Annotated in this window: 22 protein-coding genes, 1 tRNA gene and 2 pseudogenes; 12 read left to right on the plus strand and 13 right to left on the minus strand. The window is 70.5% G+C overall.

Annotated features, from left to right (window positions below; translation table 11 throughout):
* The first annotated feature begins 32 nt into the window (after nucleotides 1-32).
* The gene (locus QWI33_RS04825; protein WP_289955443.1) at nucleotides 33-1373 is read left to right on the plus strand and encodes a dipeptidase; all 1341 of its coding nucleotides are present in this window, start codon (nucleotides 33-35) and stop codon (nucleotides 1371-1373) included.
* A 50-nt stretch (nucleotides 1374-1423) separates the two neighbouring features.
* Here the strand turns inward: QWI33_RS04825 and QWI33_RS04830 are convergent, their stop codons facing one another.
* Nucleotides 1424-2428, minus strand: coding sequence for a M48 family metallopeptidase (locus QWI33_RS04830; protein WP_289955445.1), 1005 nt, complete (start codon nucleotides 2426-2428; stop codon nucleotides 1424-1426).
* 413 nt (nucleotides 2429-2841) lie between these two features.
* On the opposite strand from QWI33_RS04830, the gene QWI33_RS04835 reads away from it, so the two are divergent.
* Nucleotides 2842-2918 (plus strand) — tRNA-Arg (locus QWI33_RS04835).
* Nucleotides 2919-3016: 98 nt separating this feature from the next.
* Here the strand turns inward: QWI33_RS04835 and QWI33_RS04840 are convergent.
* The 3 genes from QWI33_RS04840 to mshB all read right to left on the minus strand — a co-directional run bounded on the left by QWI33_RS04840 (nucleotide 3017) and on the right by mshB (nucleotide 5119).
* Nucleotides 3017-3385, minus strand: a complete 369-nt coding sequence (locus tag QWI33_RS04840; RefSeq protein WP_289955446.1) for a hypothetical protein — start codon at nucleotides 3383-3385, stop codon at nucleotides 3017-3019.
* Nucleotides 3386-3478: 93 nt separating this feature from the next.
* A complete protein-coding gene (locus QWI33_RS04845) occupies nucleotides 3479-4156 on the minus strand; it encodes an MgtC/SapB family protein (protein ID WP_289955448.1) in 678 nt (225 codons plus the stop codon).
* Nucleotides 4157-4198: 42 nt separating this feature from the next.
* Nucleotides 4199-5119 carry an N-acetyl-1-D-myo-inositol-2-amino-2-deoxy-alpha-D-glucopyranoside deacetylase gene (gene mshB, locus QWI33_RS04850; RefSeq protein WP_289955449.1) on the minus strand — a complete coding sequence of 307 codons (921 nt, stop codon included), beginning with the start codon at nucleotides 5117-5119 and terminating at the stop codon, nucleotides 4199-4201.
* A 167-nt stretch (nucleotides 5120-5286) separates the two neighbouring features.
* On the opposite strand from mshB, the gene sdhC reads away from it, so the two are divergent.
* The 3 genes and pseudogenes from sdhC to QWI33_RS04865 all read left to right on the plus strand — a co-directional run.
* Complete coding sequence (sdhC, locus tag QWI33_RS04855) at nucleotides 5287-6090, plus strand: succinate dehydrogenase subunit SdhC (protein ID WP_289955451.1); 804 nt, start codon at nucleotides 5287-5289, stop codon at nucleotides 6088-6090.
* 12 nt (nucleotides 6091-6102) lie between these two features.
* Nucleotides 6103-8004, plus strand: a complete 1902-nt coding sequence (locus QWI33_RS04860) for a fumarate reductase/succinate dehydrogenase flavoprotein subunit (protein ID WP_289955456.1) — start codon at nucleotides 6103-6105, stop codon at nucleotides 8002-8004.
* Nucleotides 8001-8759, plus strand: a pseudogene (locus QWI33_RS04865) (succinate dehydrogenase/fumarate reductase iron-sulfur subunit); the annotation flags it as partial. The gene QWI33_RS04860 and the pseudogene QWI33_RS04865, both read left to right, overlap by 4 nt.
* 72 nt (nucleotides 8760-8831) lie before the next feature.
* On the opposite strand, the pseudogene QWI33_RS04870 reads toward QWI33_RS04865, so the two are convergent.
* The 3 genes and pseudogenes from QWI33_RS04870 to QWI33_RS04880 all read right to left on the minus strand — a co-directional run.
* Nucleotides 8832-9125: pseudogene (locus QWI33_RS04870) on the minus strand (Ohr family peroxiredoxin); the annotation flags it as partial.
* Between the two features lie 12 nt (nucleotides 9126-9137).
* Nucleotides 9138-9587 carry a MarR family winged helix-turn-helix transcriptional regulator gene (locus QWI33_RS04875; protein WP_289955460.1) on the minus strand — a complete coding sequence of 150 codons (450 nt, stop codon included), beginning with the start codon at nucleotides 9585-9587 and terminating at the stop codon, nucleotides 9138-9140.
* 51 nt (nucleotides 9588-9638) lie between these two features.
* Nucleotides 9639-10220, minus strand: coding sequence for a TetR/AcrR family transcriptional regulator (locus tag QWI33_RS04880; RefSeq protein WP_289955462.1), 582 nt, complete (start codon nucleotides 10218-10220; stop codon nucleotides 9639-9641).
* A 126-nt stretch (nucleotides 10221-10346) separates the two neighbouring features.
* On the opposite strand from QWI33_RS04880, the gene QWI33_RS04885 reads away from it, so the two are divergent.
* From QWI33_RS04885 to QWI33_RS04895, 3 genes are all read left to right on the plus strand, one after another.
* Entirely contained in the window at nucleotides 10347-10769 is a 423-nt protein-coding gene (locus QWI33_RS04885; RefSeq protein ID WP_289955463.1) for a hypothetical protein, read from the plus strand.
* 126 nt (nucleotides 10770-10895) lie between these two features.
* Complete coding sequence (gene ychF, locus QWI33_RS04890) at nucleotides 10896-11969, plus strand: redox-regulated ATPase YchF (RefSeq protein ID WP_289955465.1); 1074 nt, start codon at nucleotides 10896-10898, stop codon at nucleotides 11967-11969.
* 163 nt (nucleotides 11970-12132) lie between these two features.
* Nucleotides 12133-12930 carry an SDR family NAD(P)-dependent oxidoreductase gene (locus QWI33_RS04895; protein ID WP_289955467.1) on the plus strand — a complete coding sequence of 266 codons (798 nt, stop codon included), beginning with the start codon at nucleotides 12133-12135 and terminating at the stop codon, nucleotides 12928-12930.
* Between the two features lie 120 nt (nucleotides 12931-13050).
* Here the strand turns inward: QWI33_RS04895 and QWI33_RS04900 are convergent, their stop codons facing one another.
* The gene (locus tag QWI33_RS04900; RefSeq protein ID WP_289955469.1) at nucleotides 13051-13407 is read right to left on the minus strand and encodes a hypothetical protein; all 357 of its coding nucleotides are present in this window, start codon (nucleotides 13405-13407) and stop codon (nucleotides 13051-13053) included.
* 426 nt (nucleotides 13408-13833) lie between these two features.
* Between QWI33_RS04900 and QWI33_RS04905 the strand changes: the two genes are divergently transcribed.
* Nucleotides 13834-14241 carry a (deoxy)nucleoside triphosphate pyrophosphohydrolase gene (locus tag QWI33_RS04905; RefSeq protein WP_289955471.1) on the plus strand — a complete coding sequence of 136 codons (408 nt, stop codon included), beginning with the start codon at nucleotides 13834-13836 and terminating at the stop codon, nucleotides 14239-14241.
* A gap of 20 nt (nucleotides 14242-14261) precedes the next feature.
* On the opposite strand, the gene QWI33_RS04910 is transcribed toward QWI33_RS04905, so the two are convergent.
* Nucleotides 14262-15485, minus strand: a complete 1224-nt coding sequence (locus QWI33_RS04910) for a type III PLP-dependent enzyme domain-containing protein (protein WP_289955472.1) — start codon at nucleotides 15483-15485, stop codon at nucleotides 14262-14264.
* Nucleotides 15486-15520: 35 nt separating this feature from the next.
* Here QWI33_RS04910 and QWI33_RS04915 point away from each other — a divergent pair, with 35 nt between their 5' ends.
* Together QWI33_RS04915 and QWI33_RS04920 are read left to right on the plus strand one after the other, a co-directional pair.
* Entirely contained in the window at nucleotides 15521-15928 is a 408-nt protein-coding gene (locus QWI33_RS04915; protein WP_289955474.1) for a RidA family protein, read from the plus strand.
* A 39-nt stretch (nucleotides 15929-15967) separates the two neighbouring features.
* On the plus strand, nucleotides 15968-17611 hold the full coding sequence (locus tag QWI33_RS04920) for an N-acyl-D-amino-acid deacylase family protein (protein ID WP_289955644.1): 1644 nt from the start codon (nucleotides 15968-15970) through the stop codon (nucleotides 17609-17611).
* A gap of 10 nt (nucleotides 17612-17621) precedes the next feature.
* Here QWI33_RS04920 and QWI33_RS04925 read toward each other — a convergent pair whose 3' ends face one another.
* From QWI33_RS04925 to QWI33_RS04940, 4 genes are all read right to left on the minus strand, one after another.
* On the minus strand, nucleotides 17622-18452 hold the full coding sequence (locus QWI33_RS04925; RefSeq protein ID WP_289955476.1) for an SDR family NAD(P)-dependent oxidoreductase: 831 nt from the start codon (nucleotides 18450-18452) through the stop codon (nucleotides 17622-17624).
* 439 nt (nucleotides 18453-18891) lie between these two features.
* Nucleotides 18892-19728 (minus strand): carbohydrate ABC transporter permease, encoded by an 837-nt coding sequence (locus QWI33_RS04930; protein ID WP_289955477.1) that lies wholly within the window; start codon nucleotides 19726-19728, stop codon nucleotides 18892-18894.
* Entirely contained in the window at nucleotides 19728-20717 is a 990-nt protein-coding gene (locus QWI33_RS04935) for a carbohydrate ABC transporter permease (RefSeq protein WP_289955479.1), read from the minus strand. Before QWI33_RS04935 ends, QWI33_RS04930 begins: the two co-directional genes overlap by 1 nt.
* On the minus strand, nucleotides 20714-22078 hold the full coding sequence (locus QWI33_RS04940) for an extracellular solute-binding protein (RefSeq protein ID WP_289955480.1): 1365 nt from the start codon (nucleotides 22076-22078) through the stop codon (nucleotides 20714-20716). The genes QWI33_RS04935 and QWI33_RS04940 overlap by 4 nt, the downstream gene beginning before the upstream one ends.
* 116 nt (nucleotides 22079-22194) lie before the next feature.
* On the opposite strand from QWI33_RS04940, the gene QWI33_RS04945 reads away from it, so the two are divergent.
* Nucleotides 22195-23430: an ROK family transcriptional regulator gene (locus QWI33_RS04945; protein ID WP_289955482.1), complete on the plus strand. Its 1236-nt coding sequence runs from the start codon at nucleotides 22195-22197 to the stop codon at nucleotides 23428-23430.
* Nucleotides 23431-23438: the final 8 nt, after the last annotated feature.

The following is a 23438-nucleotide window of genomic DNA, read 5'->3' on the forward strand; positions in this document are numbered from 1 at the left end:
CCGAGTCTAGACCCGCTCTACACTTGCGCCTCATGAGCGATGTAGTGAATGCGGTGCGCGCCGCCATGCCCGCGGTGCGCGCCGATCTGGAGGCCCTCGTCAAGATCCCGGCGATCGCCTTCGAAGGACTCGACCACGAGCCGGTCCGCCAGGGCGCGAACGCCGTCCAGCGCCTCCTCGAGGAGGCCGGCGCGGCCGAGACCCGCCAGCTCTCCCACGGCGGCGGGCAGCCGAGCGTGTACGCGCACTTCCCCGCCCCCGCGGGCCAGCCGACGGTCCTGCTGTACGCCCACCAGGACGTGCAGCCGGTCGGCGACCTCGCGAAGTGGGAGCAGCCCGACCCGTTCACCGTGGTCGAGAAGGACGGGCGGCTGTACGGCCGCGGCGTCGCCGACGACAAGGCCGGCGTGATGGCGCACGTCGCCGCGCTGCGCGCCTACGGCGGGAAGCCGCCCGTGGGCGTGAAGCTCCTCATCGAGGGCGAGGAGGAGTTCGGCTCCCCCACGCTCGAGGCGCTGCTGCGCGAGCACCGGGAACTCCTGGCCGCCGACGTGGTGGTCATCGCCGACTCGCAGAACTGGCGCACCGAGGTCCCGGCCCTCACCACGACGCTGCGCGGCGTCATCAACGTGTACGTGGAGGTCGCGGTCCTCAAGGGCGCGGTGCACTCCGGGCTCTTCGGCGGGCCGGTGCCGGACGCGCTGACCGCGCTGGCGCGGCTCGTGGCGACCCTGCACGACGACGCCGGCGATGTGGCCGTCGCGGGCCTGGTCACCGGCCGCAGCTCGGACCTCGACTACGACGAGGCGGCGCTGCGCCATGAGGCGGGGATGCTGCCGGGCGCCGAGTTCATCGGCACCGGGCGGCTGACCGAGCGCCTGTGGTCGAAGCCGACCGCCACCGTGCTGGGCATCGACGCGCCGGGCGCCGCGGAGTCGGCGAACGCGCTGCAGCCGCGGGCGCGCGCGAAGGTCTCGTTCCGGCTCGCGGCGGGCGACTCGGCCGCGAACGCGCTCAAGGCCGTCGAGGAGCACCTCCTGGCGAACGCCCCGTGGGGCGCCGAGGTCACGGTGACTCCCGAAGGCGGCCTTGGCGACCCGTGCTCGATCGACGCGACCGGCCCGTCCTACGACGCCGCGCGCGCGGCGTTCGCGGAGGCCTGGGACGGCACCGAGCCGGTGGAGATCGGCGTCGGCGGCTCGATCCCGATGATCGCCACGTTCCAGGAGCTGTTCCCCGAGGCCGCGATCCTGGTGACGGGCGTGGAGGACCAGTACTCGAACCCGCACGGCCCCAACGAGTCGCTCGACATCGCGATGTTCGAGCGGGTCTGCGTGGCCGAGGCCCTCCTGCTGGAGAAGCTCAAGCGCTAGCGGACGCGAACGGGCCCGGTCCTCATTGGACCGGGCCCGTTGCCGTGCGTCTAGAAGCCTTCGCGGACCTTCCGCAGCACCTTGGCGAGCGGGTCGCCCGAGGTCTGGAAGACGTGGCGGTACGAGTTCGCGGCGGCCTTGGCCTCGGCCGCGATCGACGCGTCCTTGTCGTCCTCGCGCTTCGGATAGTCGCCGGCGAGGTACTCGCGGTACTCGCCGTCGTCGATCCACGACTTGACCGCGGCCGCGCGGGCGACGGCGAAGTCGTGGCTGCGCTGCTCCAGCAGCATGAGCTTGAGGAAGCTGTCGCGAAGGTCCCCGCCGGTCTCGAACTCCTTGGCCTGCTCCAGGAACGCCGCAGTGTCCACATCGTGCAGATCGCCCCCGCCGGCGAGCTTCGCCATCACGCGGATGGCCGCGGCCGGGTCCTGCACCGCCAATACGCCGGCCCGGTCTGCCGAGAGCTCGGACTTGCGGCTCCACTCGTAGAGCGCGGCGGTGATGACCCGCAGGCCGACCACGCCGACCGGGATCCAGGCGACCGAGGTGGTGAGCCGCACCAGCACCATCAGCAGCGTGCGGTAGAGCCCGTGCCCGGAGAGGGCGTGGCCCAGCTCGTGCGCGAGCAGGAACTTCAGTTCGGCGTCGTCCAGCAGCTCGATCGAACCGGAGTTGATCACGATCACCGGCTTGTCGATGCCGATGCACATCCCGCCCAGGTCGGGGTCGCGCGTGATGTACAGCTCCGGCAGCTCCGAGGCGTCGAGCACGGCGCCCACCTGCTGGTAGGCCTCGTAGACGCGGGAGTACTGGTGGCGGTCGACGCGGATCGAGGAGCCCATGAGGCTCAGGCGCAGGGCCCGCTCGGAGACCATCCCGGAGACCTTGCGCAGGACGATGTCGAAGCCGCGCAGCTCCCGCAGTGCGACGAGCGCGCCCCGGTCGGCGGGGTGCTCCCAGGCCCGAGTCGATATGCCGCGCAGGATGACCGGCCCGCGAGCCTGGTCCCTGGCCTCGACCGGACCGCGTTCGCCCGGTGACTGGTCCTCGCTCATGCCCGCTCCTCACGGTTGGCTCTGGTGCAAGTGTGGCACGGCCGCGCCAGCGGCGGCGGCTGCGCGCGAACGGCACGGCCCCAGGCCGATCCGCGCCGCGGCGGCAGGCCGGTGCCGGATTTCACCCTGGAAGTCCGCAAGGGCCCCAAGCGGTCCGGACGCATAGCGGGCATTGCCGCCCACAAGGGGGCGAGATAACGAATCGGCGTCAACACGCCCTGCGGCGCTTGACACTCAGGCTCGCAAGGACTACTCATTGATGTGGGTCAGCAATTCCGGGGCGTCGTGGAGAATCGTTTGGGGTGTTCTTGCGACGCCCCGTATCCATGCCCTCTTCTGGACTCCCCGGTACCCTCACGGGCCGGTGCCCAGGTATTCTTGCGCTGGCGCGGCGCCCTGTGCGGCCCCGCCCGGCGCCCGTAGCTCAGCTGGATAGAGCACTGGACTTCTAATCCAATGGTCGCAGGTTCGAATCCTGCCGGGCGCGCCAGACTCGCAGGTAGCGCTCCTATCGACCAAGCCTGCACCGCCTCAATCCCCGCCTCTGGGGCCTTCGTGGCAACGCCCGTAGCAGACTTCGAACGCCGCCTAGTCGGATCCGCCCTCGGGGCCGGTCGGACTGGCGGCGCTCGGCCCTTCCGCAATCTCGACCCTGGTCCGCCATCCCTCGTTGCGGCCGATGATCTCCAAGACGGCGGTGGCGTCCTGCTCGACGCCGGTGGCGGGATCGACCACGGTGCAGGGAACTTCCAGGTCGTCGGCGACGACGAGGCCCTCCTCGTCGCCGCAGTCGGCCTCGAACACCACGCCGGTCTGCACCTCCAGCGTTCGGACGACGCTCTCGGCGACCTGCTCGCCAGTGGTCGTCATCGCGGGCGCGGGTTCGTCACCGCATGCCGCGAGCAGGGCGGCCGCGATCGCCGCCAGGGCGGGTGCGGCGAGGTGGTGTGGTCGCAACGTCGTGCCCCTTGTCCGATGTCCAGCCGAGGTGGCCCCGTTCCCGTGCGGTCGCGGGGCTCATCGCTGGACGTTAGCCGGGCCGTGCCCGCCTCAGACGATGTCCGACTGCTCTTCGTGGTACTTGACGCTTTCGATGCCGTCGATGGTCCTGAGCTTCACCGTGAGTTCGCCGACCTGGCCGCGGCCGGAGAGGACGAAGTCGGTGGTCCGCTCGTAGCCGTCGCCGTCCTCGCCCTGCATCTCGGTGACCTTGTACCCCTCTTCGGTGCATTTGGCGATCACCGCGGCCAGCGCGCCGGAGCTGGTGTAGCGGACCTGGAGGCGTCCGGCGTGCCTCGCGTGGTGGGCGAGGGCGTTCTCGACGGGGGCGAGTCCGGCGACGATGGCGAGCTGCGCGACGGCGACGGCGACGGCCGCCCAGTAGAGGCCGGCGCCGCAGGCGAGGGCGATGGCGGTGGTGGACCAGATGGAGGCGGCGGTGGTCATGCCGTGGACGATGTTCTTGTTGAAGAAGATGACGCCCGCGCCGAGGAAGCCGATGCCGGTGACGACCTGCGCGGCGATGCGGGCGGGGTCGACGCCGGCGGTGCCGGGCACGGTCTCGGGGAAGCCGAAGCGGCCGGCGAGGACGAACAGGCAGGTGCCGACGGCGATGAGGGCGTGCGTGCGCATGCCGGCGGGCTTGCCCTGCCATTCGCGTTCGGCGCCGACGACGAGGCCGAGCAGCAGTGCGAGTCCGAGGGGGCCGAGATAAGTCCAAGGGTCCATAACTCCCCGGGGTACCCCTTTCGGGCCTCGCGGAATCCCAGGTCAGGCCAGAAGGTCGGTCTCCCAGCCGTGTTCGCCGTCACCGGGGCCCGGCTCGCCTTTGACGAGGCGGTAGTGCTCGGCGGCGAGCGCGTCGTCGCCGAGTTTGTCGCCGAGGACGTCGAGCCAGTCGCCGGGGGCGATCTGGGTGGCGTAGGCGGCCATGGCCTCGCGTTTGCGGGCGGGGTCGCCGGTGACGCAGGCGTGGATCTGGTCGTCGGGGACGCCGAAGGGGAGGTCGTCGACGGAGGCGGCGTCGGCGAAGGGGTTGTCGGTGGCGCTGGCGAAGGCCTCGAACTGGGCTTCGATGATGCTGCGGGGCATGGTGGTCCAGTAGATCTTGCGGATGTCGTGGGGTGCGCCGAGCGCGGGGCGCCAGGCGGGGTCGGCGGCGAGTTCGGCGGCGCGCATGGCGACGCGGTGGGCCTGGATGTGGTCGGGGTGGCCGTAGAAGCCGTCGGGGTCGTAGGTGACGAGGACTTCGGGGGTGCGGTCGCGGATGAGCGCCACGAGGTCGGCGGCGGCCTCGTCGACGTCGGCGCCCCAGAACGCGCGCGGGTGCCGGTTGGAGGGCAGGCCCATCATGCCGGAGTCGCGGTAGCGGGCGACGCCGCCGAGGAAGTGGGTGTCCTGGACGCCGAGTGCGGCGGTGGCCTGCCGGTACTCCCAGTAGCGGTAGCCGCCGAGCTGGTCGGCTTGGTCTGCGGCGAGGCCGGCGAGGTGGGGGACGCGGACTTCGCCCTCTTCGCCGAGGGTGCAGGTGACGATGGTGACGTGCGCGTCGGGGCGGGCGGCGTAGTGGGCGACGGTCGCGCCGGTGCCGACGGTCTCGTCGTCGGGGTGGGCGTGGACGAAAAGGATCGAGCGCCTGCTCCGGTCAGGGCGGTGGGGGGTGACGGGTGGGCGGATGCCGCGTGCGCTCATGGGTGCAAGCCTAGCCAGCGCGGGGCCGTCCCGGTTCACTTGCGCCGCAGGAGACATGACAAGGCTTCAAATGAAACTTTGCAATCTACAGCCCCAGTCGGAATAATGCTCGCGATTGTGATGTACCCCATGGACTTACGTCACAGGTTCAGGGATATCCTGCGCTGATGACCACGACCGAAGACAGTGCCGTCTCGTCGCCCCGGGCCGCCATAGCCGCGCGGAACCTCCGGACCGACAACTGGCGGCGGGGCCCGATCCTGACGGTGCTCGGCATTACCGCCTGGGTCGCGTACGCGACGTTCCGGGTCTTCTACCAAGGCGACTACTGGGTCGCGGACTACCACTACCTGACGCCGTTCTACTCCCCCTGCGTCTCCGAGGGCTGCGTCCCCGAATCCGCCCACTTCGGACGGTTCCTCCCCGACCACCCGCTGATCCCCTACGCGGCGCTGAGCCTGCCGTTCCTGCTGGCGTTCCGGCTCACCTGCTACTACTACCGCAAGGCCTACTACCGGTCGTTCTGGCTCTCCCCGCCCGCGTGCGCCGTCCCCGACGGGCACCCGCGCTACACCGGCGAGACCCGGTTCCCGCTGCTGCTGCAGAACTTCCACCGCTACTTCTTCTACCTGGCCGTCGCAATCTCCCTGGTGAACACCTGGGACGCGGTGCTGGCGTTCCACTCCCCCGACGGCTTCGGCCTGGGCCTGGGGAACGTCATCCTGTGGGCCAACGTGGTGCTGCTGTGGTGCTACACCCTCGGCTGCCACTCCTGCCGCCACGTGATGGGCGGGCGGCTCAAGCACTTCTCGAAGCACCCGGTCCGGTACCGGCTGTGGACGTTCTCCAGCGCTCTCAACAGCCGCCACATGATGTGGGCCTGGATCACCCTGGCGTCGCTGGCGCTCACGGACTGCTACGTCATGGCCGTCGCCGCCGGCTGGATCACCGACCTCCGGTTCATCGGTTAAAGGGGCATGGGCATGAGCGACAACGACATCACCGAGGTCGAGCACCTGGCCTGCGACGTCCTCGTGATCGGCGCGGGCGGGGCGGGCCTGCGGGCCGCGGTCGAGGCGCGGCTGGCGGGCAAGAGCGTCATCGTGATCTCCAAGTCCCTGTTCGGCAAGGCGCACACCGTCATGGCCGAAGGCGGCGCCGCAGCCGCCATGGGGAACGTCAACGCGAACGACAACTGGCAGGTCCACTTCCGCGACACCATGCGCGGGGGCAAGTTCCTCAACAATTACCGGATGGCCGAGCTGCACGCCAAGGAGGCGCCGGACCGGATCTGGGAGCTCGAGACGTACGGGGCCCTGTTCGACCGGACCGCCGACGGCAAGATCAGCCAGCGCAACTTCGGCGGCCACGAGTACCCGCGCCTGGCGCACGTGGGCGACCGCACCGGGCTCGAGCTGATCCGCACGCTCCAGCAGAAGCTCGTCTCGCTCCAGCAGGACGACGAGGCGGTGGGCGAGAGCCCCGACCGGCTCCAGGTCATCGACGAGACGACGATCACCGAGCTGTTCACCGAGGGCGGCGCGGTCAAGGGCGCCTTCGGGTACCGGCGCGGCACGGGCCGGTTCATCGCGATCGCGGCCCCCGCGATCGTGCTCGCCACGGGCGGGATCGGGCGGTCCTTCAAGGTCACGTCGAACTCGTGGGAGTACACCGGGGACGGCCACGCGCTGGCCCTGCGAGCCGGGGCGAAGCTGGTCAACATGGAGTTCATCCAGTTCCACCCGACCGGGATGGTCTGGCCCCCTTCGGTTCGCGGCATCCTCGTCACCGAGTCGGTGCGCGGCGACGGCGGGGTGCTGAAGAACGCCGACGGCGTGCGGTTCATGTTCGACTACATCCCCGAGGTGTTCAAGGCGCAGTACGCCGACAACCCCGAGGAGGCCGACCGCTGGTACACCGACCCCGACCACAACCGCAGGCCCCCCGAGCTGCTGCCGCGCGACGAGGTCGCGCGGGCGATCAACTCGGAGGTGAAGGCGGGCAGGGGGACCGAGCACGGCGGCGTGTACCTCGACATCGCGTCCCGGCGCAGTGCCGAGTACATCCGCGAGCGCCTGCCGTCGATGTTCCACCAGTTCAAGGAGCTGGCCGATGTGGACATCACGGCGGCGCCGATGGAGGTGGGCCCGACCTGCCACTACATCATGGGCGGCATCGAGGTCGACGCCGACACGACCGCGTCGGCGGTGTCGGGCCTGTTCGCGGCCGGGGAGGTCTCGGGCGGCATGCACGGCTCGAACCGGCTCGGCGGGAACTCGCTCTCGGACCTGCTGGTGTTCGGCAAGCGCGCGGGCGAGTACGCCGCCGCGCACGCCTCGGCGACGGAACCTCCAGAGCTCGCTGAGGCGGCGATCGCGGCGGCCGTGGAGGACGCTTTGCGGCCCTTCGGGAACGACGGCGAGAACCCGTACGCGCTGCAGGACGCGATGCAGCAGATCAACGGCCGCCTCGTGGGGATCATCCGCCGCGCGGGCGAGCTCGAGGAGGCGCTGACCGAACTGGCGGCGCTGGAGGAGCGCATCGCGAACGTCACCGCGATCGGCGGCCGGGCCTACAACCCCGGCTGGCACCTGGCGCTGGACCTGCGGAACATGTACGTCTGCTCGGTCGCGACCGCGATGGCCGCGCTGGAGCGGGACGAGTCGCGCGGCGGGCACACCCGCGAGGACGCGCCGGGCATGGACCCGCAGTGGCGCAAGGTGAACCTGGTGGCCTCGCTCGAGGACGGCCGGGTGCGGCTGGAGCGCCAGGCGGTGCCGGCGATGACGCCGGAGCTGCTCGGCCTGTTCGAGCAGACGGAGCTCGCGAAGTACATGACCCCCGAGGAGTACCAGTCCTCGTCGACAGAGGAGGAGAGCCGATGAGCGAGAGGACCTTCCGGGTGTGGCGGGGCGACGCCGAGGGCGGCGGCTTCGCCGAGTTCGACGTCGAGGTCAACGAGGGCGAGGTGATCCTCGACGTGGTGCACCGCATCCAGGCCGAGCAGGCGCCCGACCTCGCGGTGCGGTGGAACTGCAAGGCCGGCAAGTGCGGCTCGTGCTCGGCGGAGGTGAACGGGATGCCGCGGCTAATGTGCATGACCCGCATGAACCTCTTCGAGGAGGGCGAGGCCGTGACCATCACTCCCCTGCGGACGTTCCCGGTGGTGCGCGACCTCGTCACGGACGTGTCGTTCAACTACGAGAAGGCCCGGCAGATGCCGGCGTTCGCGCCGCCGGAGGGCCTGGAGCCGGGCGAGTACCGGATGCAGCAGGTCGATGTGGAGCGCAGCCAGGAGTTCCGCAAGTGCATCGAGTGCTTCCTGTGCCAGAACACCTGCCACGTGGTGCGCGACCACGAGGAGAACAAGCCGCCGTTCTCGGGCCCGCGCCTGTTCATCCGGGCCGCCGAGCTCGACATGCACCCGCTGGACGCGCGCGGTGACCGCCGCGAGCAGGCGCAGGACGACCAGGGCCTGGGCCTGTGCAACATCACGAAGTGCTGCACCGAGGTGTGCCCCGAGCACATCAGGATCACCGACAACGCGATCATCCCGATGAAGGAGCGCGTCGCCGGGGACCGCTACGACCCGCTGGTGTGGCTGGGCCGCAAGATCTTCCGCAAGGGGAAGAGCGGGCAGCCGGGCTGACCGGCACTGCGCGACGAGGCCTTCGGCGATGCTGCGGGGCTGGCCGGGGATGGAGACCTCGAGGATGGCGTTCAGGCCGAAGCCGTCGCCGCCGTCCAGTTTGCCGATGCCGACGCTGGCCTGGACCTCGGAGGCGCCGAGGTCGACCTTCGCCGAGCGGGCGATGCTCTGGAGCGCGCTGTGGAAGCAGGCCGCGTAGCCGGCGGCGAACAGCAGCTCGGGGTTGGGGGCGCCGCCGGGGCCGCCGAGCTCGGGCGGCATGCGGACGTCGAAGTCGATGAGGCCGTCGCCGCCGGTGACGTGGCCGTTGCGGCCTTCGCCGGTCGAAACGGCATGGGCAGTGTAAAGCGCCTTCATGGTGTCTCCTTCTCACTCGGTGGTCTCGCGGGTGCGGATGGACTCGGTGAACTCGTTGAGCTTGTCGCGCAAGGCGACCAGCTCCTCATAGGACATCCCGGAGGCGCCGCCGACCACTTGCGTGACCTCGCAGCCGCGGCTCTCGAGCGCGGCCCCGGCCTCGGTGAGGTGCACGGTCACGCGGCGCTCGTCGCCGGCGTCCGCACCGCGGCGGCGCTCGACGAACCCGGCGGCCTCGAGCCGCTTGAGCAGCGGGGAGACGGTGCCGGAGTCGAGCTGGAGCGCGTCGCCGAGGGCGGTCACGGTGAGGCCGTCGGTCTCCCACAGCGCCATGAGGACCAGGAACTGCGGGTAGGTCAGCCCGAGCTGGTCGAGCATCGGCCGGTACAGGCCGATGACCGCGCGGGAGGCGGTGTACAGCGCGAAGCAGGCCTGCTCCCGGAGCCGGGGTGTCTTGTCCATGCACACGAACATAGCGCACAACTAAGTTGTGCGCAATCTAGTTGTGAGCCACTAGTCAATCGGGCCGAAGCGGACGTGCCGCCCGATCTCCCGCAGGGCGCCTTCGGGATCGGCGACCACCGCGGGCGGGAAGTTGCCGGTCATGAGCAGTCCGGCGAAGCCGTGGACGAGCGACCACGCGCCCAGCGCGCTCGCGTTGAAGTCCGGCGGCGCCCCGTCCGGCCCGGGCTTCGCATCCCCCGCGCCGCGCACGAGCGCGGCGCGCGAGCGGGCCTCGGCGCGGGCGAGGTCGGGATCGTCCTCATGGAGCAGTTCAGGTCGGAACATCGTCTCGAAATACGCCTTGTTGTCGATGGCGAAGCGCACGTAGGCGATCCCGACCTCGACGAAGTCGCCCGTGGCCGCCCAGGCGGTGTCGAGCGCGTCGGCGAAGCGGTCGTAGCCCTCGGCGGCGACGGCGGTCAGGAGCCCGGCCTTGTCGCCGAAGTGGTGGGCCGGCGCGGCGTGCGAGACGCCCGCCAGCTTGGCGACGGCGCGCAGGCTCAGCGCGCTCGGCCCGGTCTCGGCGATGGACGCCACGGCGGCGTCGATGAGGGCCCGGCGCAGGTCGCCGTGGTGGTAGCGATCGGTCACGAGAGCCACTGTAGCGCGGATCTTGACAGTGTCAAACACCACTGCGGCCACCGAGGCAACTAACTTGACACTGTCAAGACCGGGGCGTACGTTGGGTTCCACACCACACACGATTGGAAGCCCCTGATGTTCGAGTCCACTCTCGCCCTGAGCGACGCCTCCCGCATCATCGCCGGGATCGGCCTGCTCACCATCGTCACCATCGAGTTCGGCGGCATGTTCCTGCTCAGGATCGCCGCAGGCAAGGTCCCGCTCACCGACTTCCAGAAGTCCTTCTCCCGCGCCGGGCACGCCCACGCCGGCGTCCTCGTCATCCTCAGCCTCGTCAGCCTGATCCTCGCCGACGCGACCGGCCTCGACGGCTTCTGGGGCTGGACCGCCCGCATCGCGATCCCCACCGCCGCCGTCCTCATGTCCGGCGGGTTCTTCGCCGCCATGGCGGGTGCGGGCCGCACCGCGCCGAACAGGTTCATCGCGATCGTCCTCGTCGGCGCCGCGAGCCTCGCCCTCGGCGTCGTGACCCTCGGCATCGGCCTGCTGCTCGCCTGACAGAGCCGGGTCCCGCGCCCCGGCCACGCCGAACCAGCCGCCCGGCCCCCGCCGGGGCGTGGGCCCCCACTCCATCCTCGCGCGCGCCGTGCAACGGCGCCACGGGCCCGCCTAGACTTGACCCTCGTGAAACTCAGCATCGGTATCGTCGGCCTGCCCAACGTCGGCAAGAGCACGCTGTTCAACGCGCTGACCCGCTCGGAGATCCTCGCGGCGAACTACCCGTTCGCGACCATCGAGCCGAACGTCGGCGTCGTCGCCGTCCCGGACGCCCGGCTCCCGAAGCTGGCCGAGGTCTACGACTCGGAGAAGATCCTCCCCGCGACCGTGACCTTCGTCGACATCGCGGGCCTGGTCAAGGGCGCCTCCGAAGGCGCGGGCAAGGGCAACAAGTTCCTGTCCAACATCCGCGAATGCTCCGCCATCGCACAGGTCGTGCGGGTCTTCGAGGACGGCAACGTCACCCACGTCGACGGCCGCGTCTCCCCGATCGACGACATCGAGACCATCAACACCGAGCTGATCCTCGCGGACCTCCAGACCATCGAGAACGTCCTGCCGCGCCTCGAGAAGGAAGCGCGCATGGACAAGACCAAGGCCCCGAAGGTGGCCGCGGTCAAGCAGGCCCAGGAGGTCCTCGACGGCGGCAAGACCGTGTTCGCCGCCGGCCTCGACACCGAGCACCTCTACGACCTGCACCTCTTGACGGCCAAGCCGTTCATCTACGTGTTCAACGTCGACGAGGACCAGGTCGGCGACGAAGCGCTGGCCGCCAAGCTGCGCGCCCTCGTCGCGCCCGCCGACGCGGTGCTCCTGGACGCCAAGTTCGAGTCCGAACTGGTCGACCTGGAACCCGACGAGGCCCGCGAGATGCTGGAGTCCACCGGCCAGAGCGAGCCGGGCCTGGACCGCCTCGCGAGCGTCGGCTTCCACACGCTGGGCCTCCAGACCTACCTGACCGCGGGCCCGAAGGAGACCCGGGCGTGGACCATCCCGCGCGGCGCGACCGCCCCCGAGGCCGCCGGCGAGATCCACACCGACTTCCAGCGCGGCTTCATCAAGGCCGAGATCGTCTCCTACGACGACCTCATGGAGGCCGGCACCATGCAGGCCGCCAAAGCCGCCGGCAAGGTCCGCATGGAGGGCAAGGACTACGTCATGGCCGACGGCGACGTGGTCGAGTTCCGCTTCAACGTGTAGACCTCGCCACTTCCGGGAACGCAGACCCCGTGCGCGGCAGCGCCTTCGGGCTCCGAGGCACGGCAATCCCGCCGTGCCCAGGTTTAAACACGCCTTTCCTTGAGCACTAAGGAATCTGACGCCGCGACGTTCGGTCGCGGCGTCTTCGATTCGGAGGTGGGCCATGCAGCGTGAGCCGAGACAGCGGGAAGTCGCGGTCGTGACCGGCGGCGGGCAGGGCATCGGCAGGGCGATCACCGAACGGCTCCTCGGCGACGACCGCGCGGTCGTCGTCATCGAGCTGCACGACGAGCAGCTCGAATGGCTCGACGAGGCCATCAGCGAGAGCCGGGCCTGGGTGGTCGTGGGCGACGCGGGCGACGACGCCGTCGCCGCGCGGGCCGTCGCCGCCGCCGAATCCCTCGGCGCGCTCACCGGCTGGGTCAACAACGCCGCGGTGTTCCGCGACGCCTGGCTCCACGAGGCGGGCGGTGCGGCCGTCGCGGAGCTGGTCCGGCGCAACCTCCAGCCGTGCCTGGCCGGGTCGGCCGCCGCAGTGGCCGCGTTCCGCGTCCAGGGTGTCCCCGGGAGCATCGTCAACATCTCGTCCCATCAGGCGCAGCGGGCCGTGCGCGGAGCGCTGCCCTACGCGACCGCCAAGGCCGCGATCGAGGGCCTCACGCGGGCGCTGGCGGTCGATTACGGCCCTTGGAACGTGCGGGTGAACGCGCTCGCGCTCGGGTCGGTGGCGACCGAGCGGCTGCGGGCGCTGGAGGACTCCGGTACGGCCGTGTACGCGCAGGTCGAGGCGGCCATGCAGGAGCTGCATCCGCTCGGCAGGGCGGGCGAGGCGGGCGAGGTGGCCGACACGGTGGCGTTCCTGCTCTCGGAGCAGTCGTCGTTCATCAGCGGCGCCGTGCTGCCGGTCGACGGCGCCCGCTCGGCGCAGGGCCACGACCCGGAGGCCGTGGTGCCCTCCTGAGAGGGCGCGGCCATGCCGTGAGCGTGCCGCGCCATTCGCGTCAGTGCAGGCGTGCCCGGGCATGAAGAAGGCGGACCGGCGGGGAGGTGGGGTCCCCGGCGATCCGCCGTGCGGTTCGGGTCATTCGCCCCGTCTGAGCCAGCGGAAGCGGCCCTTGGAGCTCGGGTCCTGCTGTGCCGCGAGCTCTCCTGCGATGGTGATGTAGGCGGTCTCGACGCGGCCCGCGAAGGTCACGTCGGTGAGACTGAACCCGCCTTCGCTGGCGAGCACGATGAGCGTGGCTTCATCGGTGCGCGAGACGTCCGGCCTGACGCCGAGCGTGTCGGCGAAGATCTTGATGTGTTCGGCGAGCTCCGCGTGCTGGGAATCGTCGAGCGGCAGCGACCGCGACAGGCGGCCGGCATCATCCGCTACCCAACCATTGAGCTCCCTCAGTGCATCCAGCAGCACGTTGTCGTCTTGCTCCGTTCTCCCCATATGGCACCGTCGCCATTTCGTCCTGGCCGCGACCGGCAAAGCGGTGCCCTGCCTAGGCAGGGCGGCGGCCGATCAGTAAGGTGGTCTGATTCGGCTCCGACGGACACGGGGGCTTCGTGTCTGAATTGTCGCCGGATCTTTATCGTTTCTGAACCGAGTCTTGCGCGTCTCCCAGTTTCTGTCCAGACCGGCAAATGGGATTAATCGGTAATACCGGCTTCCGCGGGACAGTTCTTGTCTGGTTTTGTGCTGGTGGACACGATTCCTGACCGTAGGGGCGACGCAACATCATCCGAACGTATGAACAACACGTTGCTCACTAGTGATCACTGTTCGTAATCTGACGCGCGAAAGATAACGAAACGCCCTCAAACCGGCAACGGCCGCGAAGCCTGGACGACACCGCGGCGCCGATAAGCTCTTGCGGTGAACGAACCGCGTCCTGAGCCGCCGAGGGTCGTCGTCGGCGCCGCGATCCGCGCCGGGCACCGCATCCTCGCCGCCGCCCGCGCCTACCCGCCCGAACTCGCCGGGCTCTGGGAGTTCCCCGGCGGCAAGGTCGAGCCGGACGAGACCGAGGCCGAGGCGCTGGCGCGCGAGTGCCGCGAAGAGCTCGGCGTCGAGATCGCGGTCGGCGAGCGCGTGGGCGGCGATCTCGCGACCGGCAACGGGAGGTACCTGCTGCGGGTCTACTTCGCGGACCTCACCGAGGGCGAACCGCACGCCAAGGAGCACGCGGAGCTGCGGTGGCTCGCCCCCGGCGAACTCGACTCCGTGCCGTGGCTCCCGGGCAACCGCCCGGCCGTCGACACGCTCCGGGAGCTGCTCTCCTGAACCGCCTCTAGAAGCCGCCCCTAGAAGAAGGTGTGCACCGCGTCGACCACCAGGCCGGTCTCGTCGTCGACGACGGGGATGAGGCGCCACTTGTCGAAGGCGGTGCAGGGGTGGGAGAGGCCGAGTTCGACCACGTCGCCGACGGCCAGTCCTTCGGCGCCGGTGAGGTGCAGGTGCTGGTCGCTGATCTGCGGGCACCGCGCGGCGGTCGCGTCCCATGCCCCGCTTCCGTTATGTCGCAGCGGGATCGGAAGGTCCTGGTCGAACGGGAGGTCGCGGCGGCCGGCGTCGAGGATCGCCAGGCCGGGCTCCGGTCGGGAGAGGACGGTCGCCCGCGCGCGCAGTGCGGGCAGCAGGACCGGTCCGTCGCCGCCGCGGGCCACGGGGGTGGTGCGGGCGTAGCAGCCGTGGTCGTGGACGAGGTAGGAGCCCGAGCGCAGGAGCACTTCGGCGCGGGGGGCGAGCGGGCCGAGCACGGCGGCGACCCGGTCGAAGTAGGCGCTGCCGCCGGCGCTGACGACCGGCCTGTCGGTCTCGAAGTCCAAGGCCGCGAACAGGGTCGCGAGGTCGCCGAGGTAGTCGTCGACGGCCGCCAGGTCGGCCGCGCCGGTCCCGGAGGCCACCGCGCCCTCGTATCCAGCGACGCCCGCGAGCCGCAGGTTCGGGGCGGCTTCGACACCGGCGGCGACCTTGAGCGCGGCCTCGATCCCCCGCGCCCCGGCCCGGCCGCCCGTCGCGCCGAGCTCGACGAGTACGTCGATCGACGTAGCCGCCGCCTCCGAAACCCTGACTTTCGGCACCTCGGAATCGGAAAAAAGACACATGCGGGCCCCTTCACCGGCCCATAGGCTTAGTCGGACGGCCGCGGCAGGGTCGGCGATCTCGTTGGCGATGAGGATCCGGGGCACGCCGAACCGGTGGGCCACACCGGCTTGGAAGAGGTTGGCGACGGTGATCGCGGCGGCGCCGGCATCGAGCTGGCGCCGCCAGAGCTGGGGGGCCATCGTGGCCTTGCCGTGAGGGGCGAGCGAAAGGCGCCGCTCGGCGCACCAGGAGGCCATGGAAAGGAGGTTGTGCTCAAGGGCCTGCGCCGAGAGCGTCACGACGGGGGTGGGGAGGGTGGGGGTGGGGGGCCCCGAAGCGATCCACTCGGCGATCGTCAGGCCGTGAGCCGAGGCCGGAACGCCCTTGTGGCGCCAGTCGAGGACCTCGTCGTGGAGGGCGCGCAGCCGGGTCTCGTCCATGGCCCACCTCCTTAATTGGAATGTATCTTTACTATATGACCGAGAAGATCGCGATCCACACCACGGCCGCCCCGGCCCCCGCCCACGCCTTCCCCCAGGGCGTCCGCAAGGGACCGCTGCTCGCCGTCTCCGGCCAGGGACCCGTCGATCCGGCCACCGGCGCGTACCTCCACCCCGGTGACGTGCGGGCCCAGACCCGCCGCACCCTGGAGAACGTCGCCGCGATCCTCGAAGCCGGCGGCGCCGGCATCGGCGACGTGATGACCCTCCGGGTGTACCTCGCCGACCGCGCCGACTTCGCCGCGATGAACGAGGTCTACGAGGCGTTCCTGACCGAGAAGACCCCCGCGGGCGTGCCGTTCCCGACCCGCACCACCGTGATCTGCACCCTCCCGAGGGCCGAGATGCTGGTGGAGATCGACGCCCTGGCCTGCATAGACTGACGCTCCGTGCCGAACGAGGGAGGGCGCCGAGTGGCCGCAATGGACATCGTGATCCGGGGAGCCGAGGTCGCCGACGGCACCGGCTCGCCCCGGTTCCGCGCCGACGTCGGCGTCAAGGACGGCCGCATCGCGGCCATCCGCGCCGACCGTCACGACAGTGCTCGGCTCGACCGTGCCCAACACGACAGCGCCCAGCTCGACGGCGCCCGCGTCATCGACGCCGAAGGACTCGTCCTCGCCCCCGGGTTCATCGACATGCACGCCCACTCCGAGCTCGCCGTCCTCGCCGACCACGACCACCTCGCGAAGCTCGGCCAGGGCTGCACCCTCGAAGTGCTCGGCCAGGACGGCCTCTCCTACGCGCCGGTCGACGAGACCACCGCCCCGCAGATGTGGGAGGCCATCGCCGCATGGAACGGCCGCCTCGACGTCGACTACGACTGGCGCACCGTCGGCGAGTACCTCGACCGCCTCGACCGAGGCATCGACAACCGCGGCATCCCCACCAACGCCGCCTACCTCGTCCCCCACGGGACGGTGCGGATGCTCGCCATGGGCTGGGACGACCGCGAACCGACCCCCGCCGAACTCGAGGCCATGAAAGCCCAGGTCGCCCAAGGCATGGAAGACGGCGCGTTCGGCCTCTCGGCCGGGCTGAGCTACGCGCCGGGCATGTACGGCAAGACCGGCGAGCTGGTCGAATTGTGCAAGGTGGTCGCGAGCTACGGCGGCTACTTCGGCCCCCACCAGCGCAGTTACGGCGCGGGCGCGATGGAGGGCTACGCGGAGATGATCGAAATCGGCCGCGGGGCGAGCTGCGCCCTGCACCTCGCCCACGCCACCCTGAACTACGGCGTCAACGAGGGCCGCGCCGCCGAACTCCTCAAGCTCGTCGACGAAGGGCTCGACGAAGGGCTGCCGATCAGCCTCGACACGTACCCGTACCTGCCGGGCATGACGATGCTCGCGGCGCTGCTGCCGAGCTGGTCGGTCGCCGGAGGCTACGGGGCCCTGACCGAGCGGCTCCGCAGCACCGAGCTGCGGGCGCGGATCATCCGCGAACTCGACGTCGAGGGCACCGACGGCGCGAACGGCGTCCCGGTCGACTGGTCGAAGATCGAGATCGCCGGGGTCGCGAAACCGGAGCTGCGCGACCTGGTCGGCCTCCGCGTGAGCGAGGCCGCCGGGGAGCGGCCCGCTTCGGCGTTCTTCCTCGACCTCGTCGAGCGCGACGAGTTCGGGACCGCCTGCCTCATGCACGTGGGCAATGAGGAGAACGTCCGCGCGATCATGCGCCACGGCGTCCACACCGGATCGACCGACGGCGTGCTCGCGGGCGACAAGATCCACCCGCGCGCCTGGGGCTCGTTCGCCCGCTACCTCGGCCACTACACCCGCGAACTCGGCCTCATGGGGATCGAGGAGTGCGTGGCCCACCTGACCGGAAGGCCCGCAGCGGTACTCGGGCTGAACGACCGGGGCCTCGTGAGGGAGGGCTTCGCGGCGGACCTGGTCCTGTTCGACCCGCAGACCGTGGACGCCCGCGCTACGTTCGCCGAACCCAGGCAGCAGGCCGCCGGCATCCCCTACGTGTTCGTCAACGGCGCCTTGGCGATCGAGGACGGGCGGCGGACCGACGCCCTGTCGGGCCGTTCGATCCGCCGCCCCTCGCTCACTCGCTGAGGAGGCCGGGTCACCCCTGCGCCGCGACGGCGAGGTCCTCCCAGTCGGCCCAGGTCTTGAGCCGGTCGGCGTAGGCCTGCTGGACCATCGGGTAGAAGCCGGTGCCGAACAGGATCCGCACGGGCGGGTCGTCGTGGTCGGCGAGGGTGAGGAGCGCCTGCGCGGCGGCGGCCGGGTCGCCCGCGGGCTGCTTGCCCGCGAACCCGGCGAGGCGTTCGCGCAGGGCGTCGTACGCGGGGAGCTTCTCGGCCATGTGGCCGTTGTTCATCGGGTCGGGGTTCTCACCCTGCCGGGTGGCGAACCCGCCGGGCTCGATGATGGTCACCTTGATGCCGAACTCGGCTACCTCCTTGGCGAGCGCCTCGTTGAAGCCTTCGAGGGCCCACTTGGAGGCGCTGTAGGCCGCGCCGAGCGGGACGGTGATGAGGCCCGCGGCCGAGGAGAGCTGGAAGATCCGCCCGCTGCCCTGCTCGCGCAGGTGCGGCAGCACGGCCTGGACGACCCAGGCGGCGCCGAACACGTTGGTCTCCATCTGGTCCCGCAGCTCGGCCTCGGAGAGCTCTTCGACGGCGCCGATCTGCGCGTACCCGGCGTTGTTCACGACCACGTCGATGCGCCCGAAGTGCCCGACGGCGCGCTCGACGGCCGAGAAGACCGCGGCCCGGTCGGTGACGTCCATCGCGAGGGGCAGGACCGCGTCGCCGTACGTCTCGACGAGGCCGCCGAAGCCCTCGACGCCCCGGGCGGTGGCGGCGACCTTGTCGCCGCGCGAGAGGGCGGCTTCGACGAACTGGCGGCCGAGGCCGCGGGACGAACCGGTGACGAACCAGACCTTGCTCATGGTGGTGTCTCCTTCTGCATCAGTGGATGACGTGCGTTCGGTACTTGAACCGGACGGGCGCCGAATCCCTGACAGAAGGCCGCTATGAAGCACGACACACACCGTTCGACGGCGTCGCGACGAGGTGCGGCCGCCCCGGGAGGGGTGGCATCTGAACGGCGGCTCGTTCGAGTGCGGTGCCGCTCCCCGGACTCGGCGGGAGCGTCGTCTTTCCGAGGGCGGCAGCCGGGTCGCGCCGCTGGCCCCCGGCAGGCTGAGGGGCGGCGGAACGGAGGCTTGCCCCCTCTTCCGTTCCGCCGCCCCGGTCTCGCACCGGCGCCCCGCCACTTCGGCACGGCACCGGCGCCCCGCCGAGACGACTGCGCCGATGCTCGCGAAGCGGGCTTCGGCGAGCGGCGCGCCGGACGCCTTTCACTGCAAGCCGATCGCGTCGAGCCGCCTACTTCAGGCCGGAGGTCGAGAAGCCCTGCACGAAGAACCGCTGGAAGAACAGGAACATCAGCAGTACGGGCAGGATGAACATGGTGCTGCCGGCCGCGAGCAGGTTCTGGATCGGGAAGCCCTTCTCGTTGACGTATCCGGCGGTCATCTTCACCGCCAGGGTCGTGGTCTCATCGCTGAGCAGCAGGCTCGGGGCGATGAAGTCGCCCCAGCTGGCGGTGAAGGTCAGGACCATGCAGGCGGCCAGGATCGGTCCGGACTGCGGGATGAAGACCTGCCAGAAGATCCGCACATGGCCGCACCCGTCGAGGATCGCCGCCTCTTCCAGCTCCTTCGGGATGCCCGCGAAGAACTGGCGGAACAGGAAGACCATGAACGCGGCGCCGCACAGGCCCCACAGGATCCACGGCACGTAGGTGTCGACCAGCCCGGCCTTGGCGAACATCAGGTAGGTGGGGATGAGCGTGATGATGCCGGGCATCATCATCGTGGAGATCAAGAGGCCGAACCAGAACTTCTTGCCGGGGGCCGAGAGCCGCGCGAACCCGTACGCCATCCACGCCGACGAGACGGTGGTCAGCACCGACGTGATCGTGGCGAGGATCAGCGAGTTGCGGGCGTAGCCGAGGTAGTCGATGAAGGTCAGGGCGTCGATGTAGTTGTGCCACTGCGGGGTCGCGGGGAACAGCTGGATCGGGAAGACCGAGAGCTCGTCCGGGGCCTTCAGCGAGGTGAGGACGAGCCAGCCGAGTGGCCCGGAGAAGATCACGGCGAGCGTGATCAGCGTGAGGTACAGGGCCGTGAGGCGGGCTCGGCGCGCGATGTCGACGTTCATCAGCCCTCCTTCCGCTCGGTGGGGTCGACGCCGCCGTAGAAGACGGCGCGGTTCCCGATCTTGAACACGATGCCGGTGATGAGCAGGACGAACAGGAACAGCACCCACAGCAGGGCCGAGGCGTACCCGAAGTGGCTCTTGGCGAAGTACTCGGCGTAGACGTGCACCATGAACAGGTAGTTGCCCTCCGGCACGGCCGTGACCGCGGCGGGGCCGTTGACCGGTGCGAGCAGCAGCGAGGGCACGAAGACCTGGAGCGATCCGATGACGCCGGTGACGACCTGGAAGAAGATGATGGGGCTGAGCAGGGGCAGGGTGATCTTGAAGAACGAGTAGGCCGGACTCGCGCCGTCTACTTTGGCTGCTTCGAGGAGTTCCCTCGGCACGTCCTGCAGGGCGGCGAGGGAGATGATCATCGAGCCGCCGACGCCCCACAGGATCATCAGGATGAGCACGAAGCGGGTGTACGGGTCGGCCAGCCACGAGACCGGTTCGCCGCCGGCGGCGCCGACGACGGCGTTGGCCGCACCGGCGTTCTTGTCGAAGATGATCTTGAAGGTCAGTGCGGCGGCCACGCCGGGCACCACGGCCGGCAGGTAGAACAGGGCGCGGAAGAGCGTCCGGCCCTTGAAGTCGCGGTTGAGCATGACCGCCATGACCAGGCCGGCGGCGACGCCGGTGGGCACGGTGGCGAGCATGAAGATCCCGGTGCGCCCGAGGGACGCGAGGGTCTGCTGGTCCTGGAAGACCCGCACGTAGTTGTCGAGTCCCACATAGGACCAGTTCGGTGAGAGCCCGTCGGTGTTGGTGAGGCTCATCCAGAACGCGTAGCCCAGCGGGAACAGCGTCAGGAGCACGAACCCGGCGATCCATGGGCCGACGAACAGGTAGAACGTCCGCGTCCGCTGCCCGGCCCGGCCCCGGGTGCGGCGGGGCCGGGCCGGTGCCGCGGGGGGCGTCGCTCGCGACGCCGGCAGCGTCGCGGTCACTTCACCAGCTCCTTGCCTTCGTCCAGGAGCGCCTGCATGTCGGTGTTGAGCGTGTCGGCCAGCGCGCCGGCCGAGACTCCTTCGTTGATCGCGTCGGGCAGGTACTGGTTGAGGACCGCGTCGAGCGCCTCGACCTTGACGTACGGGGAGAAGGACAGGACCTTGAAGTAGTCGGCTTCGGCTTCGGCGGCGGCGAGGGCCTGCTCCTGGGCGGGGGTGCCGGTGGGGAGGTCGGCGCGGAGGGAGAGGAGGCTCGGCAGGCCCCATCCTCCGGCGGCGCGTTCTTTGGCCGGGTCGCCGCCCATGAACCATTCGAAGAGCCGCCAGGCGTCGTCGTGGTGCTTGGAGGCCTTGGGGATCCAGTAGCCGGTGGCGCCGAAGCAGGGGCTGATGCGCTCGCCGCCCATGGTGGGGGCGGGGGCGAGGCGGGACGTCGCGGCGAGTTCGGGTTCGGCGGCGATCGCGCCGCCGAACCAGTAGCCGGACCAGGTCTGGGCGAGGCGTCCGGTCTGGTAGGGGGGCCAGTCCCAGCCGTCGGGGTTGGGTTCCACGGGTGAGAATCCGACTTTGGCGCGGGCGTATTCGAGGTACCAGGTGAGCGTCTGCTGCGCTTCGGGCGAGGAGAAGTCGACGGTGCCGAGGTCTTCGGAGAGGAGGCTGCCGCCGGCGGAGGCGGTCATGTTGGCGAGGCTGATGAACAGGCCGAGGCCGCCGGCGGAGAGGCCGTAGACGGTGGTGGTGCCGCCGTCCTTCTGGGTGAGTTCTCTGCCCATGTCGAGCCATGCGTCGTAGGTGACGGGTTCGGTCTCGGAGGGGTAGGCGAGGCCGGCGGCGTCGAAGAGGGCGGTGTTGTACCAGAACATGGCGTCCTGGGAGTAGTCCTTGGCCATGCCGTAGCGGGGGCCTTGGCCTTGGACGGTGCCGTCGTAGCGCCAGACGTCGTTGACCGGGTCGAGGTCGTCCGCTTTGAGCAGTTCGCTGGAGGCGAAGTAGTCGTCGAGGTCGAGGGCGAGGTCGCGGGCGACGAAGTAGGGGGTCTCGACGGCGCCGAGGCCGCGGACCAGGTCGGGCGCGGTGCCGCTGGCGAGCATGGCGGTGAGTTTGGTGTTGTCGACTTCGACGCGCTTGATCGTGAGGTCGAGCTGCGCTTCCGCGGTCTTGAGGAATTCGGGGCTGAACTCGTTCTCCGGCGCCATGATCGTCAGCGTCGTCTTGCCGCCGGCGCCGCCGCCTGCGGAGGGGGCGCAGGCGGTGAGGGTTCCGGCTCCGGCGGCGGCCGCCGCGCCGAGGGCCGTGCCGCGCATGAGGTTGCGGCGGGTCAAGGGTGCCTGGGACACCGGCGTCCCGAGGGATCCACGCATGGGTTTTCGCCTTTCAGGGAAGGGGTACGAAAGTCTGTGGACGAAGGCTAGCCCTCGTCACATAAGTACGTCAATAGTCTTGACACAGATTGTTGGACCGCCTGTATGATCGGCTCATGCCCCGGACGAAGAGCGGATCACTCCAGTCACTGCGCCGCGCGAACCAGGAACGGCTGCTGACCCTCTTGCTGCGCAAGGGACCCACGCACCGCGCCGAGCTGGCCCGCCGCGCCGACCTCTCGCGCACGACCGTGTCGACGATCGTCACCGACCTGATGGCGCGCGGTCTCGTAATCGAACGGGACGGCGACCCCCACGGGGACGGCCGCGCCAAGGAGACCCTCGCGGTCAATCCCGGCGCGGCCGTCGCGCTCGGCCTCGACTTCACCTTCGACCACGTCTGGGTGCACCTCTCCGACCTGGCGCACAACGAGATCGCGGGCGCCGGGCGGGCCGTGGACCCCGACCTGGGCTGGGCCGAGCGCATCGACGTCGCCGCCGACCTCCTCGACCGGCTCATCGGCGAGCACGCGCTCGACCGGGGCCGGATCGTGGGTGCGGGCGTCGGCCTGCCCGGCCCCATCGAGCAGGCCACCGGCATCGTCTCCACCTCGCTGCCCGACCAGCCGTGGTCCCATGTGCACGCCGCGGACGAGTTCAAGCGACGCCTCCGCCTGCCCGTGGCCATCGAGAACAACACCCGGCTCGAGGCCGTGGCCGAGGCCTACAGCGGCGCGGGCCGGGGCGTGCGCGACCTCATGTACGTGGGCCTGTCCAGCGGCATCGCGGCCGGGCTCATCCTCGACGGCCGGGTCTTCCGCGGCGCGGTCGGCGCCGCCGGGGAACTCGGCCACACCTCGATCAATGTGGACGGACCGGCGTGCCCGTGCGGCAACCGCGGCTGCCTCGTCCTCCACGCCGGCATCCCCGCCGTCCTCACCGCGCTGCGGCCCCACTTGGGCGCCAAGGCGACCGTGGAGGACGTGCTCGCCGCCGCGGCGGCGGGCGACCGCGCGTGCGAAGGCGTGCTCGCCGACGTCGGACAGATGACCGGCCGCGTCCTGGCCAGCCTCTGCAACCTGCTCAACCCCGAGCGCATCGTCGTCGGCGGCGAGCTCGCCCGCGCCGGCGAAGTGCTCCTCGACCCCCTGCGCACCGCGATCCGCAGGTACGCGCTCACCCTCGTGCGCGACGTCGACGTCGTCCCCGCCGCCCTCGACCTCGGCGCCCGCGCCGGCGCCGTCGGCGGCGCGGCCCTCATCCTCCGCGAGCGCCCCGGCCTCGCCTCGGCCCTGGTCGACCTCACCGAACCCGGCGCGCAGCCGGGCGATACGACCGCCGGCGGGCGATAGGGTCGGCC

Source organism: Glycomyces tritici (assembly GCF_030403505.1).